Raw genomic sequence first — 15,821 nt, 5'->3', positions numbered from 1 at the left:
TTCACCAATCGCGGTTGTCTGCTCGGAAGAGTGCTCAGCAGCAAACCGATCAACCTTGCTCGTCAGCCCAGTGGGGCTGAAACAATTGTCCGCTGTGCTTGATGATGGCCAATAGACGCCATTTCCTCCCAGGGAGGGCGGAGGATATGTGCAGGTCTGGTGGAAACGCTGGCCGGCTATGGCAGCTGAGATGGTCCGTCCATCATGTTTTGCCACGTGGAGCGTCAGTGCAAATGGCCCCTCACTGATGAAGCGATGGCTGCGATGCCCGCGCCGCATCCGACGGTTTTGGCCGGCGCTAGCGGGACCGTTCGACCGGCCGACACGTCCGGTCAGGGGCGGAGCCTTCACAGATTCACCACCTATCCTGCGCGAATTCTTGGGGAGAAAAGGAAAGGATTCGACGGCGCCCATAAAAGGATAATTTCCGATGCGACCGAAAGTCCCGCTCCTCGAAGTCCTGAGGCCGGCAGCACTGGCCGCGCTGTTGCTCACCGGCATCAGCTTGCCAAGTGTCGTTCTGCTGCCGGAGGTCGCCCAGGCGACGACGCGAAAGGCCGATGCCAAACAATTGTTGAGCGGCATGCACAGGTCGCTCGCGACCATTGTCGTCGCATATGGGCAGAAGCCGCAGTCTCGTCGATCCCCGGCCGATGCCTTGATGCTGGAAGGTGCGCGGGATGCCGCCCGCGAGCTCAATCAGCTCAAGAGCGCCCTGACGGAGCGCAATGGTCGACGTGTCTCAGTTTCGATGCGCAAGATGTCGCAGGCCGTGGGCCGATTGCAGGGCACCTATCGCATGGTCTCGGTGTTCGACCCCACGGTCGCGGAGGGCATGCGCGCGCTTTCGGCCAACTGGGCTGCCTTCTCAGCCCATTATGCCCTGGCGCCTTCTACCGGCAAATCGAAGTCCGTGACGCAGGCGCAGTTGCAAGAGCTGAAGCAACGCGTGGCTCGTCTGGAGGCCGAAATCGCGCACCGTCGTACGCAGTTCACAGCCGAGCCCCTGGCCCGCCGCGAAGTGGAATATGTCTATGTCGAAGTCGAGCGGATCAACAGCAGACCGATCACTTTCGAGACCTATCAGAGCACCTTGCTCTCCTTGTCTTTCATTAGCGGCACCATGGTGGGATACGCCGCCGTCTCAGAAGTCTATTCCCCACAATTCCATGACTACTGGGCCGAGGATATACGATCATCCGCATTTTACGAAGGCTACTGGGATGGGTATTACGAAGGTTACTACGATGCAGCATCCGAAGATTTCTTCGTAAACTCCTTCGCCGTTCCCGAGGCGATCGACGTTACGGTCGACAACAGCATCAACCAGCAGGTCGATGTCTACGTCACTCAGGAAATCAACGTGCTGGTCGAGCGGGCGGAAACATCCGCCGCCGACTTCACTGACCTACCTCCACGCGCCGCCGACATTTCCAGCAATGCTCCGGTTGTCGAGTTCGACAATCCGGCCATTGCGGCCGAGCAGATATCGGAAGTCTCATCGTCTTCGGTCGACATCCCGTCAAACAGCGATCCTGTCGAAAAGGGAGCTCCGATACCCGAAACTGTGCAGCCAGGCACGACCGATGGCGACACGGAAATTCGCATTGAGGACCACGAGCCGGATGTGTCAGATCGGGCCGGCGAAGCTGAGCCCGTAGCTCCCCTGCCTGAACCACATGGGCTTGACGAGCCGGAGCCTGATCCCGAGAAAGTTGCGCCGCCGGAAGAGCTCGGTGAGCCGTCGGTCGAGCAAGCGCCGCCCACGCAAGAAGAAATTGTACCCGATGGCTGGGCCGGCAACCCTGAGAATGCCGGGGTCGGCACTTCGGATCAGAGTGATGGGAACGATCCGAATTTGCGCCGCAAGGATGGCAGGTAACGCTTGCACCGTTTCGTCTCGGCGGTTTGCCTCGTCGCGACCCGCTTCGGAAATGACGGTGCTGCCAACAGAAGCTTTGAGCGCCGATCCGATTCAATGGGACCGAGCGGTGCTCGGATCTACGGCTCGACTGGATGCGTTTTTTGGATCGGCGGCATGGACAAACGATTTGCTCAACGACCCGTGGCGTTTTCACGCTATGCCTTTCTACGCGATCTGGCGAACCGAACGCGTATGGCATTCAGGCTTTTGTTCGGTCTCGTCGCCGCCGTCGGCTTCCTCTTGGGCCCGTTGATCCTGCTCGTGTTGATGAATCCGCGGCCTGTGCAGGGCACTCTGACGACGTGCCTGGTGCATTCCTCGGACACGCCAATCGAGCATTGCGCCCGGTGACCGGCCGCCATTGCGCATCACCGGCCAGTGAAACGAGAGTCCAAAGGCCACTCTTGTCAAACTACAGACGCCCATCTGGTTTGGCCGGGTAGGCAACGCCCCAATGGAGCAGTCGGCGCTTTCTCATACGGGGGCGCTTGTCGATCGCGCCTTCGTGACGTGGTCCTGAAGCGGTCGCCGGAACCACCCTCCACGAAGCTTGCCCGCCGTACGCCGACCGTCTTTCGCGCGTTCTTCCCGGCGTTGGATGACATCCCGAACCGACAAGATTGGGCAGCAGAGTCGGCATCCAACAAATCTCCACATAACCTCAATGGCCTCCAGACGAAGACAAAGCAAAGGACGCAGAACAAGCGCGCCTATGCCGCGCCGATAGCCCAGGACCCGGAAGATGGCTCGCATCTCTTCTTTTATCTCGATCGTCACCTGTACATTGGCTGCCCTGGCCCTCGCCGGATGCACCGAGAACAAGGCCGGTAGCACCGACGCGAAAGAGACGACTCCTCCGGCGCTGGTGACGGTGATTTCGGTAAAGCCGGAAACAGTGACAATCGTCGACGAGCTTCCGGGACGGGTCGCGGCTTTCCGGACAGCCGAGATTCGGGCACAGGTCGGCGGCATTATTCAGAAACGGCTGTTCGAGCAGGGCTCCGAGGTTGAGGCCGGCCAGGAACTCTTTCAGATCAACCCCGAACCGTTCAAGGCGGATGTCGATAGCGCCACCGCCGCGCTGCAAAGAGCCGAAGCCGGTCTCGTCCGCTCACAGACGAAGTTCGATCGGGCAAAGCAGCTCGTCGAGAGCAAGGCCATCAGCCGCGATGCCTATGACGAGGCGGTAGCAGATCTCGCCCAGGCGAAGGCCAATGTCGCCGAAGCTCGGGCCACGTTGCAACGGCGGCGCTTGGATCTCGAATTTGCCACGATCCGCGCCCCGATCGCCGGTCGGATTGGTCAGGCGCTTGTGAGCGAGGGCGCGCTGGTGTCCGCCTCCGGGGCAGATACGCTCGCCCGTATCCAGCAGATCGACCAAGTCTACGTTGACGTCAAGCAGCCGGCCTCGCAGATGGATGTGATCAGGGAAGCCGAGCAGTCGGGTCAACTCGACGATGCGTCAAAGGTCCCGGTCGCGTTGTTCGCGGCGAGCGGCAAGCCCTACCCGATGACCGGCCGTGCGCTGTTTTCCGACATTAGCGTCGATCCGGGCACGGGCAATGTCACCGTCAGGGTGGAAGTCCGTAACTCCAACCGCGCTCTTTTACCCGGCATGTATGTCCGCGCTCGCTTGCCGCGCGGCGTCCGACACGACGCGTTGCTGGTCCCACAAGAGGCGATCGTGCGCAATTCCTCCGGGGGTCCGCAGTTGGTGATCGTTGACGATCAAAAGAAGGGTGTGCGGCGGCCCGTCGAGCTCGGTGAGACCATCGATGGCCGCACCATTGTCAATTCCGGTCTCAAGCCGGGCGAGACGGTTGTCGTGCAAGGCCAGGATCGGGTTCAGGAGGACGCTGTCCTCCAGACCGCTCGCTTCGAGGCAAAGGGCGCAGCCCCGAATGCTGTAGTTCCGGCGCAGAATTAAGAGAGAAGGCCATGCCTCAGTTTTTCATTAACCGGCCAGTTTTCGCCTGGGTCATCGCCATCTTCATCGTGCTGCTCGGTGTCATCTCGATCCCGCAGTTGCCAATTTCGCGCTTTCCGACAATCGCGCCACCTTCCATCTCGATCTACGCCACCTATACCGGCGCGACGCCGCAGACGATGAACGACAGCGTCGTCAGTGTGATCGAGCGAGAGCTGTCGAGCGTCAAGAACCTGCTCTACTTCGAGTCGACCGCCGACACATCCGGCAGCGCCAGCATCACTGCGACCTTCAAGCCCGGCACCGACCCCGAAATGGCGCAGGTGGACGTTCAGAATCGTCTCAAGGGGGCCGAGCCGCGACTTCCCGAAACGGTCAGGCGATCCGGCGTGACAGTCGAGGCAGCCTCTTCCGGCTTTCTCATGATGGTGACGCTCAATTCAAAAGACGGCAGATACGATCCGCTCGCGCTCGGCGACTATCTGGCCCGCAATATAACCGAGGAGCTAAAACGCATCGAGGGCGTCGGTCGTGTCCAGGCGTTCGGCTCGGATAAGGCAATGCGGATCTGGGTCGACCCGGCCAAGCTCGTGTCCTATTCGCTCTCGCTGGCGCAGATTACCCAGGCCATTTCGAGTCAGAATGCCCAGATCGCACCGGGACGCGTCGGCGACGAGCCGACCGTACCGGGGCAGAAGGTCAGCATCCCGCTCTCGGTCTATAGCCAGTTGACGACGCCTGAGGAATTCGCTGCGATCGTGCTGCGCTCCGAACCCGACGGCTCGAAACTTCTTCTCGGCGACGTGGCGCGCATCGAACTCGGCGCGCAGACCCTAAGTTTCTCGATCCTCAGCAATGGCCAGCCGGCTACGGGCGCTGCGATCCAAATGACGCCGGGAGCAAACGCCGTACGCACCGCCGCGGCGGTGCGCGCCCGTCTTGCGGAGCTTTCCCGGTCAATGCCTGAGGGAATGGAGTATGCCATACCCTTCGATACCGCGCCCTTTGTCAAAGTCTCCATCCAGAAGGTGGTCCAGACGCTTGCCGAGGCCATGGTACTGGTCTTCCTGGTGATGCTGCTCTTCCTGCAGAAGATCCGCTATACCCTGATCCCGGCGATCGTCGCGCCGATCGCCCTGCTCGGCACCTTCGCCGTCATGTGGGCTGCCGGCTTCTCGATCAACGCGCTGACCATGTTCGGCATGGTGTTGGCGATCGGCATCATCGTCGACGACGCCATCGTCGTGGTCGAAAACGTCGAGCGCATCATGGCAAGCCAAGGCCTGCCGCCCAAGGAAGCTACCCGAAAGGCGATGAGCGAGATCACCGGCGCCGTGATCGGCATCACCCTGGTGCTGGTAGCGGTGTTCGTTCCGATGGGTCTCGCCGGCGGCTCTGTCGGCGCGATCTATCGGCAGTTCACGCTATCGATGGCCGTATCCATCCTGTTTTCGGCCTTCCTGGCATTGACATTGACGCCGGCGCTTTGCGCAACGCTGTTGAAGCCAGTCGACCCGGGACAACATGTCAAGAAGGGCTTCTTTGGCTGGTTCAACCGGGGCTTCGACCGGGTCACGAACGGTTACGCCGGTTGGGTGGCCACCCTGGTACGGCGCGGCGGCCGGATGATGGCGCTTTATGCCGTCATCGTCGCCGCGTTGGCCTATGGCTATGCGCGATTGCCGTCGGCCTTCGTTCCGCAGGAAGATCAAGGCAATTTCCTGACCTCCTTTTCCCTGCCGGCAAACGCCACGGCCGAGCGCACGCGCGCGATCGTCGCCATGTTCGACAAGCATGTCATGTCGAGGCCCGATGTAGAGAACAGCACCTCCATTCTCGGCTTCGGCTTCTCCGGCTCGGGGCCAAACGCCGCGATGTCATTTACCACCCTGAAGGACTGGAGCCAGCGGACAACCACGGTGGACGAGGAAATCGCCTCGGTGACCGAGGCGATGGCCGCCGTGCCCGAAGGCACTGTCATGAGCCTCAAGCCGGCGGCGATCGAGGAACTCGGCACCACGTCCGGCTTCTCGCTGCGTCTGGAAGACCGTGCCGGTCGTGGAGAGGCTGCCTTGCAAGCCGCCCAGGATCAGCTTCTCCGGCTAGCCGCGCAAAGCAAGCTCGTCACCGGCGTCTACCCGGAGGGCTTGCCGAGTGGCGCCGGCGTCACACTGAAGATCGACCGGCAGAAAGCCGAGGCGCTCGGCGTGCCCTACTCCGCAATCAGCGACACGCTGACGGCGGCGATCGGGTCGACCTATGTCAATGATTTTCCCAATGCAGGACGCCTGCAGCAAGTGATCGTCCAGGCCGATGCGCCGAACCGCATGCAAGTCGACGACGTGCTGAAGCTCTACGTCCGCAATAACGCCGGTGGCATGGTTTCGCTGGCGGAAGTTGTGACGCCAATCTGGGAGGCGAGCCCTCTGCAGCTTGTGCGGTACAACGGCTATCCGGCAGCGCGCATTTCCGGAAGTGGCGCTCCCGGCGTGTCCAGCGGCGATGCCATGGCGGAGATGGAACGGCTAGCCTCACAGCTCCCATCCGGCTTCATGGTTGAATGGACGGGCCAGTCGCTGCAGGAAAGACAGTCCGCCTCGCAGGCCCCGTTACTGCTCGGCCTGTCGATGCTGGTGGTTTTCCTGGTTCTGGCCGCGCTCTATGAGAGCTGGTCGATTCCGCTCTCCGTCATGCTGATCGTGCCACTCGGCATCTTTGGCGCTGTTGCGGCGGTTCTTCTTCGGGGACTGGAAAATGACGTCTTCTTCAAGGTCGGTCTGATCACCATCATTGGTCTGTCCGCTAAGAATGCAATCCTTATCGTCGAGTTCGCCAAGAACCTTCACAGTGACGGCCGGAGCATCCATGCCGCCGTCATCGAGGCCGCACGACTACGGCTAAGGCCCATCCTGATGACATCGTTCGCCTTCGCGCTCGGCGTCGTTCCGCTGATGCTTGCGCATGGCGCAAGCTCCGAAACGCAGCATGCCATCGGCACCGGCGTGTTCGGCGGCATGGTTTCGGCGACCGTTCTCGCGGTGTTTTTCGTACCTGTCTTCTACGTCTTGGTGATGCGGCTGGTCAGCCGACGCGAGCCTGCCTCAGCCATCCCTCCCCAGAAAAACACGGTGCCGACACATGAGCACTAACCAAAATTGCCAGAAGGACTGCGCAATGAGTGACGCAAGGCAGCCAGTCGGCATGTTAAGCGGCCGAAACAGGAGCCGAGCGGGAAGCGAACGGTTGATAGGAGCCCTATCGCTGGCCTTGGCGCTTGGTGCCTGCGCGGTGGGTCCGGATTACATGACCCCCTCGCTCGTACTTCCGGCAAAGTTCGGCGCAGCCGATCAGGCGTCGACATCGGCGAAGCCGCAGCTATCGCGCTGGTGGGCCCGTTTCAACGACCCGCTGCTGAACTCGCTGATCGAAGAGGCGGTTCAAGGCAATCTTGATGTCGCGACCGCGAAAGCCCGCGTCAAGGAGGCTCGCGCTACCTATCGTCAAACGGTAGGAACGTTGTTCCCGACAATCAGAAACACCGACTCCGCCACGCGCCAGAAGAGCACTTCGAAAGCGTCCGGCGGAAGCGACGCGTCCAGCAGCCAGACGATCGACCAGTTTCAGGCGGGCCTCGACGCTAGTTGGGAGATTGACCTGTTCGGCAAGAACCAGCGCGGCACGGAGGCTGCGCGCTACGGCGTGGAGGCAACCGACGAGCAGCTTCGGCTGGCACTGCTCACGCTCGTGGGCGATGTCGCCTCCAACTACGTCCAGGCACGCGGCTACCAAGCGCGTATCGCATTGGCGCAACGCACGGCCGCCGCCCAGCGCGAAACCGGACAACTGACCCTCACCCGCTTCGAGGCGGGCGCGGCCTCGGCCGTCGACGTCGCCAACTCAGCCGGGCAAACTAGTTCGACCGAAGCGGCCATTCCGAGTCTTGAAGTCGCCTATGCCGCCGCCGTGCATCGATTGAGCGTGCTGACCGGACGCGCGCCGGGCGACTTGACCGCGCGCATGAAGCGCGGTGGCCCGATCCCGAGACCGAAACTGCCCATGCCGGCCGGCATTCCTGCCGACATCCTTTCATCGCGGCCGGACGTGCGGCAGGCCGAGCGGCTGCTGGCGCAATCGTCCGCCAGGATCGGTCAGGCCGAGGCGGCACGCTATCCGACGGTGAGCCTCACCGGCAACATCGCAACAACCGGGCTCAAGGTTGGCGATCTGGCCAAGAGTTCCTCCATAGGTTGGTCCTTCGGCCCGACCCTGAGCGTGCCACTCTTCAATGGCGGACAGTTGAAGGCCGCGGTCGAGGTCGCGCAGGCGCAGCGTGATCAGAATTTTGTGGGATATCAGGCAGCCGTGCTTCGGGCGCTCGAAGAGGTGGAGAACGCGCTTGTCGCCACCGCCCAGGAACGCATCCGTTACCAACGGTTGGTGGCATCGGCCGAAGCATACCGACAGGCGACGACTCTGTCGCGCTCGCTCTATCAAGGCGGCTCCATCGACTTCCTCCGGGTGCTGGACGCGGAACGATCTCTCTACAGCGCCGAGGATGCTCTGGTCGCAAGCCGCATCACGCTGGCGACGAACTATATCGCCCTCAACAAAGCGCTCGGCGGGGGCTGGGACGGGGTGATCAATGCTTCAAAGCCCGAGATCATCGATGCCGACATGGGGCCGCGACTGGCGGTGAACCACCCCTGAATACGCCGATCACCGATTCCCGCACCATCACGAAAGGAGCCTCTTCCTTCGGAACGTCCCAGGATCCAAGCGTGGGTTGGCAGCGACGATGGAGCATCTACCGACCGGAGTGAAACAGGGATCGAAAAGGTGAGACTTCAATTGAACGCGCCGGTCAAATTATCATTCTGTCCGCCGAGCAGCTGTCGCGCTCATGAGGCGACAAACACAAGAAGCTGCTCCGTCTTTATCGGGAGGAGAAGCTGACGGTGCGGCGGCGTGTTGGCCGGAAGCGGGCGATCGGCACACGGGCGTCAATGCTTTACCGCTCGCCCCCAACGAACGCTGGACCCTCGATTTTGTCTCGGACCAGCGCACCGATGGACGGCCCTTCCGCATCCTCACGGTTGTCGATGACTGCACACGCGAATGCTTAGCGCTGTTGGCAGACACCTCATTGTCGGGTGTCCCTGTGGTTCGCGAGTTCGATCGGCTGATCGCCGAGCGCGGCAAGCCGAAGATGATCGTCTCAGACAACGTCCTATGAGACGAACGGAAAGGAGCAGTGGGCCCAAAGATCTCAGCAACTTTCCGGTTGTCCCATAGGACGTTATTGACCCGGATTGCCTTCGGATAGCCAACGATTCGGCAGACCGCTCCAGCATCTGAACGACGTCTTCTCCTCGATAGCAGCGATTGCGAAGGCTTCCTGGAGATCCTTACGGAAGCGGGACAGATCGGTCTCTGTGCACGCGGCGCATACCTGAAGCATTGTAGAGGGCATCGCCGCGCATTCTAAAGCATGCGCGGGAGAACGTCGGTCTCGCCGCCCTTGTCCTGCAGCCGATGCTTCATGGCACCTGCTACATGCAAAACGACACAGGCCAGCAAGAGATAAGCACAGTATTTATGCAGCGTCTGAAACACTGCGAATGCCGTATCGTTCTTCGGCAAGATCTCCGGCACATGCGAGAGGAAGAAAAATGGCACACCGTCGCCTTGAGTGAGGCTGCTCGACATGGCGTAGCCCAGCAATGGCGTGAGAAGCGTCAAAGCGATGATCAGCCGATGGGTTGCGTAAGAAAGAGACTTTTCCCAAGGCCTTAGGGCCTCTGGCGCATGCGGCAGCACAGCATGGTAACGCTGGCGCACAGCCAGATGCAACAGCGCGAGTAGCCAGACCAATATCCCGAATTGCTTGTGATTAGGATACAAGATGCCGGCAGTCGCGTCGTCCTCGGCGCGCCCGGTCATATACCAGCCGCACGCGATCAACCCCAGGATCAGAACTGCCCGTAGCCAGTGCAGGATGCGGATCGACGTCGGATATTTGATACCGTGGCGTCTTCGAAACATTTCAGTCATGGAGCAATCCTTGTTTCGGCCGGCTTGCTGCCAGCATCGGCTTTCGCTCGACATACCTTTCGAGTATCGCGGTTTTGTACAGGTTGTGTGGAGGTCGCGTGAATCGCATCCGCTCTCAGTCTTCGCTGCAATCCTCATGCGTCGAACGCTACCAAGTTGTGGATTCTTCTGTCAGAGCCATAGCCGAAAGCAAGGTATAGGTGCATCGATCGTAAAGTATTTCGATCGAACGTCAGTCCTTTAGGCTGTTTGATCCCAGGCTTTGATGGCGAATCACTTTCCTCGACTTGGATGGATGCACTATGGGCCAAACTCTACTAGAGGCTGGGGATTATTGCGTGATAGTTGGTAACATCGGCGTCCGGCAGGACCGCCTTCATCCGCTCGCGCATCGCTTCGAGCCGCGAGATCGGGGTGTCGGGCGAGTTGGTGGACAGATTGCGTATCCATTCGGCGGGGATGTCATCCGTCCAGCGCTCATCGACCAAGCCGTCGAACGCGCACTCGATCAGGACATTGCGCAAATGGGAGGGGTATCCGTGCCGACGGCCTCGCGGATCCATTAGGAATGCCGTGCCGTCACATCGTCCATGTAGGGGACTTCTGCTTGGCTGGCCTAAAATAGCGCGCAAAAGGCGTTGCCTCTGAGCAAGACCAGTTCGCCAATTTTTCACAGTACGAGCCGCCAATTGCGCGCTGTGCTTTACTCCCTTGCGCTTCCACAAGCGTTTTCGCTCCCAGATTTTGAACAACAAAAAACCCGTCAAGTCACTGACTTAACGGGTTCATTTTGGTTGCGGGGGCAGGATTTGAACCTGCGGCCTTCAGGTTATGAGCCTGACGAGCTACCGGGCTGCTCCACCCCGCGTCAAGCGCCGTGTTTGCGGCGACGGGCGGTATATAGCGGCTCGTCGGCGAAAGGGAAACCCCTCTCAGGCATTTTTTCGACTAAATAGACGCTCCTGTCCAAAAATCTCAAATCGACGATCAAAAAACCCCGGAATTCCGCGTTTCTTCCGAAAGCGCGCTTTGGTACTGCGGTTCATGAAGAGGGCTCCGGCAACCGCTTTCCGTTGCCGCTTCGGCTTCAACGTCGGCGCTGCGTCGCTGCTTCAGTCCGTGGCAACGACGGTATCGTCTTCTTGCCGATCCTCGAATGGCACGTTCGCTTCCGGACAGCCTTTGGCGAGCACATCCCGCAGCGCCGACGCGATCTCGTCGGCAAGCGAGCCGGGACCGGCGATCCGTCCGGCCTCACCGTGCATCCAGGCGGCAAGCGCCGCTGCTTCGAAGGCAGGACAGCCGGCAGCCAGCAGGCCGCCGATGATGCCGGCCAGCACGTCGCCCGAACCGGCGGTGGCGAGTGCCGCCGTACCATTCTCGTTGATCGTGGCGCGACCGTCAGGATGGGCGATCACCGTATCGGGGCCCTTGAGCAACACGACGGCGCCGGATTGTGCGGCCGCCGCACGGGCGCGGTCGAGTTTCGAGCCGCCAACCTCCGGGAAAAGACGTTTGAACTCGCCCTCGTGCGGCGTGAGCACCACACCAGCCTTGCGCGCCTTGATGGCAGCGAAGGCCTCGTCCGGGCGGCGCGAAGCCTGGGTGATGGCGTCGGCATCCAGCACCAGAGCCATCTCGCCGTCCAATGCGGCGCGGATAGCCGGCCAGACCTCCTCACCGAGGCCGAGCCCCGGCCCCAGCACCGCGGACCGCAGACGCGGCTCGGCGAGAAGATCGGCGAGTGCCGCCATGTCGGCGGCCGGCTTGACGACGAAAGCGGCGCGCCACGCAGCAACGGCGGCGACAGCGTCCGGAGGCGTCGCGACGGTGACGATGCCAGCCCCGGCTCGGAGCGCCGCCTCGGCAGCGAGACGGGCAGCACCACAGGACATGACCGGCCCCGACGCGACCAGTGTCGCACCGCGGCTGTATTTATGGCTGTCGACAGCAGCATGCGGCCAGTATTCGGCCCAAAGCGCCGGTCCGTTGGCGGCGGCCCTCGGAGCAATCTCCACCAGCACGGTGGCACCGATGCCGATCTGGGCGAGGCGCAACTGGCCGCAATGCGTGCGACCGGGCAGGAGCAGATGCCCCGGCTTGCGGCGGAAGAAGGTGACGGTCTCATCGGCCATGATGGCCGCACCCCGCACCTCGCCGGTCCGCCCATCGATGCCGCTTGGCAGATCGACGGCATAGACGCGTGCCCCGCCGGCTCGGGCAGCACTGACGGCGGCGATCAGCTCGGCGTCCCGGCCGGACACGTCGCGACTGAGGCCGGCACCATAGAGCGCGTCGACGATAAGCATCGCGCCATCAAAAAGAGCGGGCGTCGCCGCCACGGTCTCACCGCGCCAAGCCCTCTCGGCATTGGCGGCATCGCCTTTGAGGTCACGCGTCGTCATTCCCTCGGGCAAGGCAAGCGCCACGCGCACGATGAAGCCACGCTGCTTCAGAACCCGAGCGATGACGAAGCCGTCGCCGCCATTGTTGCCCATGCCGCAGAGCACCGTGGCGCGTGCCCCCTGGCTGAAGCGAGCACAGATAACATCAGCGACGGCGTAACCGGCGCTCTCCATCAGTCGCTCGCCGGAAACACCACTTGCGATGGTCATTGCATCGGCGCGCGCCATTTCGGCTGGGGTCAGCAGCAGTTCGCCATTCATCGGCGTCTCCCTCACCATCTTTCAGGCCCGGCCGTTGCTCACGGATGGACTTCAATCGGCCTACATCCTTGTAGGCAAAGCAACAAATATCGTAGCGGCCTTTGGTCGAGCTTGCCCGACCAGTGCCCCGAAAACCACTGAAGATTTACCTAACAGCCGGACGCCCTGCCCAATCGGCGCCCATTTGCACAAGATTTAGGCCGCCTGATTGGGCATTTCCCGATATCATCCCGCTTCTGGTCTGGCGGCCGCCTCATTTTTCGCCAGGATCCGGTACGTCCTCCAACTGGCACGTCGAATGCTTGAGAGCGTGCGTCTCGGTCGGCGCAGGGTGGAAAATCGCCTCGCGCGGGCGCCAGGAGCAACGGAGACAAGGGGTCGATGAAAAAAATAGAGGCTATCATTAAGCCCTTCAAGCTGGACGAGGTGAAGGAAGCGCTGCAGGAAGTGGGGCTTCAGGGCATCACCGTGACCGAGGCCAAGGGCTTCGGTCGGCAGAAGGGCCATACCGAGCTTTATCGGGGCGCCGAATATGTCGTCGACTTTCTGCCGAAGGTGAAGATCGAGGTTGTCATGACCGACGACATGGTCGCCAAGGCTGTCGACGCGATCCGCAACGCAGCCCAGACCGGTCGTATCGGCGACGGCAAGATCTTCGTATCGCCGGTGGAGGATGCCATTCGCATCCGTACCGGCGAGTCCGGCAATGACGCAATCTGATGCCAAGCCCATCGGAAGGTGGGCGTGGCAAGGACAATCCAGGAATTGGAGAGTTGAGATCGGCCATTTTCCAGCCACTCAGCCCTCCGACAAGACCAGAAAACCCGAAAGGAAGGGCAAATGACCACTGGTGCTGACGTTCTGAAAATGATTAAGGACAACGACGTCAAGTACGTTGACCTGCGCTTTACCGACCCGCGCGGCAAGTGGCAGCACGTGACGTTCGACATCGGCCTCGTCGACGAGGATATGCTCGAGAACGGCACCGCCTTCGATGGTTCGTCGATCGCCGGCTGGAAGGCGATCAACGAATCCGACATGACGCTGATCCTCGATCCGGAAACGGCCTTCATCGATCCGTTCTTCGCCCAGACCACGCTGGTCATCGTTTGCGATATCGTCGACCCGGTCTCCGGCCAGTCCTACAGCCGCGACCCGCGCTCGATCGCCAAGAAGGCTGAGGCCTACGTTGCCTCGCTCGGCATCGGCGACACCGTCTTCTTCGGTCCGGAAGCCGAGTTCTTCGTGTTCGACGACGTCCGCTTCTCGGCAACGCCTTACAACACGGGCTTCAAGCTCGACATGGTCGAGCTGCCGACCAACGGCGACACGGAATACGAGTCGGGCAACCTCGGCCATCGCGTCCGCACCAAGGGCGGCTATTTCCCGGTTCCGCCGATCGACAGCCTGCAGGACATGCGCTCCGAGATGCTGTCGGCCATGGCCGAGATGGGCGTCGTCGTTGAGAAGCACCACCACGAGGTCGCTTCCGCCCAGCATGAGCTTGGCATGAAGTTCTCGACGCTGACTCGCATGGCCGACCACCTGCAGATCTACAAGTATGCGATCCATCAGGTTGCCCATGCCTACGGCAAGACGGCCACCTTCATGCCGAAGCCGGTGTTCGGCGACAACGGCTCGGGCATGCACGTCCACCAGTCGATCTGGAAGGACGGCAAGCCGGTGTTCGCCGGCAACCAGTACAACGACCTCAGCGAGACCTGCCTCTACTACATCGGCGGTATCCTGAAGCACGCCAAGGCGATCAACGCCTTCTCCAACCCGTCCACCAACAGCTACAAGCGTCTGGTTCCGGGCTACGAGGCGCCGGTTCTGCTCGCCTACTCGGCTCGTAACCGTTCGGCTTCCTGCCGCATCCCCTACACGACAAACCCCAAGGCCAAGCGCGTCGAGACCCGTTTCCCGGATCCGGCCGCCAACCCCTACCTCTGCTTCGTCGCGCTGCTCATGGCCGGCCTCGATGGTATCAAGAACAAGATCCATCCGGGCGATGCCATGGACAAGAACCTCTACGACCTGCCGCCGGAAGAGCTCAAGTCGATCCCGACCGTCTGCGGCTCGCTGCGCGAAGCCCTGGCCTCGCTCGACGCCGACCGCGACTTCCTGAAGGCCGGTGGCGTCATGGATGACGATTTCATCGACAGCTGGATCGATCTGAAGATGGAAGAGAACATGCGCTACGAGATGACCCCGCATCCGATCGAGTTCGATATGTACTACTCGGTCTGAGGCACGTCCTTGGATTGGCCGGGCGCCTTGAAGGCGTCCGGTTCGAATGAGCCGCCCCGCCGCAAGGCCGGGCGGCTTTTTCATTGCGGCGCGGGGGATAGCCGGCCGCCGACCGCTTTCCGGCAGGTCGCCGAGCGCCTATCATCGCTTGGTTTTACATAAGGAGGCCGGAACATGCCCGATAAGCCAGCCATCGGTCCGTCGACAAAACTCTGCATGTCCCTGGCCGGCCGCCCCGGAAAGTTCGGCTCGCGCTTTCACAACCGGCTCTACGAGCTCACCGGCCTCGATTACATCTACAAGGCCTTCACCACCAAGGATCTGCCGGCGGCGATCGGTGGCATTCGGGCGCTCGGCATCCGCGGCTGCGCCATCTCCATGCCGTTCAAGGAGGCTGTTATCCCGCTTCTCGACCATATCGAGGGATCGGCAGCGGCCATCGACAGCGTCAATACCATCGTCAACGACGAGGGCTGGCTAACCGGCTACAACACCGACTATAGCGCCGTGCTCGACCTGCTCGATCACGCTGAGATCGCGCCTTCGACCCCCTTCCTGCTGGCCGGCTCCGGCGGCATGGCCAAGGCGGTGGCGGCCGCCTTGCGCAACCGCGGCCACCGCTCCGGCATCGTCATTGCCCGCAATGCCGCGACCGGGCAAGCGCTCGCCGAGATCTATGGCTTTGATTGGGCCGGGACGGCGGAAGGACTGACGGCGCCGCTGATCATCAACGCCACGCCTATCGGCATGGCTGGCGGCACCGAGGCCGAAACCCTCGCTTTTCCGCCAGAGGCAATCGAAGCGGCGGAGACGGTGTTCGACGTGGTGGCGTTGCCCATCGAAACCCCGCTGATGCGGGCGGCGGAAAAGGCCGGCCGCAAGCGGATCTCCGGCGCAGATGTCGCCGTGCTGCAGGCATTGGAGCAGTTCGTGCTCTACACCGGCGTCCACCCCAGCGAGGAGAAGGTGAAGGAGGCAGCCGTCTTCGCCAGGAGCGGCTAAG

11 protein-coding genes, 1 tRNA gene and 1 pseudogene are annotated in these 15,821 nt (G+C 61.7%); 9 read left to right on the top strand and 4 right to left on the bottom strand.

The genetic code is table 11. The features are described 5' to 3' along the window. Window positions 1-430 precede the first annotated feature (430 nt). The 6 genes and pseudogenes from G522_RS0110470 to G522_RS29525 all read left to right on the top strand — a co-directional run. Window positions 431-1,882, top strand: coding sequence for a hypothetical protein (locus G522_RS0110470; RefSeq protein WP_026790989.1), 1,452 nt, complete (start codon window positions 431-433; stop codon window positions 1,880-1,882). Window positions 1,883-1,885: 3 nt separating this feature from the next. Beyond that, entirely contained in the window at window positions 1,886-2,275 is a 390-nt protein-coding gene (locus tag G522_RS30025; protein ID WP_156886906.1) for a hypothetical protein, read from the top strand. A 391-nt stretch (window positions 2,276-2,666) separates the two neighbouring features. Further along, window positions 2,667-3,851, top strand: coding sequence for an efflux RND transporter periplasmic adaptor subunit (locus tag G522_RS0110460; protein ID WP_036838853.1), 1,185 nt, complete (start codon window positions 2,667-2,669; stop codon window positions 3,849-3,851). Between the two features lie 11 nt (window positions 3,852-3,862). Continuing rightward, window positions 3,863-7,000: an efflux RND transporter permease subunit gene (locus G522_RS0110455; RefSeq protein ID WP_026790987.1), complete on the top strand. Its 3,138-nt coding sequence runs from the start codon at window positions 3,863-3,865 to the stop codon at window positions 6,998-7,000. After that, window positions 6,990-8,558 carry an efflux transporter outer membrane subunit gene (locus G522_RS0110450; RefSeq protein ID WP_425414053.1) on the top strand — a complete coding sequence of 523 codons (1,569 nt, stop codon included), beginning with the start codon at window positions 6,990-6,992 and terminating at the stop codon, window positions 8,556-8,558. Before G522_RS0110455 ends, G522_RS0110450 begins: the two co-directional genes overlap by 11 nt. A gap of 206 nt (window positions 8,559-8,764) precedes the next feature. Beyond that, window positions 8,765-9,075: pseudogene (locus G522_RS29525) on the top strand (DDE-type integrase/transposase/recombinase); the annotation flags it as partial. Window positions 9,076-9,332: 257 nt separating this feature from the next. Here the strand turns inward: G522_RS29525 and G522_RS0110445 are convergent. The 4 genes from G522_RS0110445 to G522_RS26440 all read right to left on the bottom strand — a co-directional run bounded on the left by G522_RS0110445 (window position 9,333) and on the right by G522_RS26440 (window position 12,568). Continuing rightward, entirely contained in the window at window positions 9,333-9,902 is a 570-nt protein-coding gene (locus G522_RS0110445) for a cytochrome b (RefSeq protein WP_026790985.1), read from the bottom strand. Window positions 9,903-10,219: 317 nt separating this feature from the next. Beyond that, the gene (locus G522_RS0110440) at window positions 10,220-10,426 is read right to left on the bottom strand and encodes a hypothetical protein (protein WP_026790984.1); all 207 of its coding nucleotides are present in this window, start codon (window positions 10,424-10,426) and stop codon (window positions 10,220-10,222) included. Between the two features lie 267 nt (window positions 10,427-10,693). Further along, window positions 10,694-10,770 (bottom strand) — tRNA-Met (locus tag G522_RS0110435). A 244-nt stretch (window positions 10,771-11,014) separates the two neighbouring features. Further along, complete coding sequence (locus G522_RS26440; RefSeq protein ID WP_084633119.1) at window positions 11,015-12,568, bottom strand: NAD(P)H-hydrate dehydratase; 1,554 nt, start codon at window positions 12,566-12,568, stop codon at window positions 11,015-11,017. 381 nt (window positions 12,569-12,949) lie between these two features. Here G522_RS26440 and G522_RS0110425 point away from each other — a divergent pair, with 381 nt between their 5' ends. From G522_RS0110425 to G522_RS0110415, 3 genes are all read left to right on the top strand, one after another. Continuing rightward, window positions 12,950-13,288: a P-II family nitrogen regulator gene (locus G522_RS0110425; RefSeq protein WP_026790983.1), complete on the top strand. Its 339-nt coding sequence runs from the start codon at window positions 12,950-12,952 to the stop codon at window positions 13,286-13,288. 120 nt (window positions 13,289-13,408) lie between these two features. Further along, window positions 13,409-14,818, top strand: coding sequence for a type I glutamate--ammonia ligase (gene glnA, locus G522_RS0110420; RefSeq protein WP_026790982.1), 1,410 nt, complete (start codon window positions 13,409-13,411; stop codon window positions 14,816-14,818). A gap of 174 nt (window positions 14,819-14,992) precedes the next feature. After that, window positions 14,993-15,820 (top strand): shikimate 5-dehydrogenase, encoded by an 828-nt coding sequence (locus tag G522_RS0110415; protein WP_026790981.1) that lies wholly within the window; start codon window positions 14,993-14,995, stop codon window positions 15,818-15,820. Window position 15,821 lies beyond the last annotated feature (1 nt).

The organism is Pleomorphomonas oryzae DSM 16300, from assembly GCF_000422965.1.
Classification (GTDB): Bacteria; Pseudomonadota; Alphaproteobacteria; order Rhizobiales; family Pleomorphomonadaceae; genus Pleomorphomonas; species Pleomorphomonas oryzae.
The sequence above is the reverse complement of the archived record's forward strand: the minus strand, read 5'-3'. Positions and strand labels throughout refer to the sequence as shown.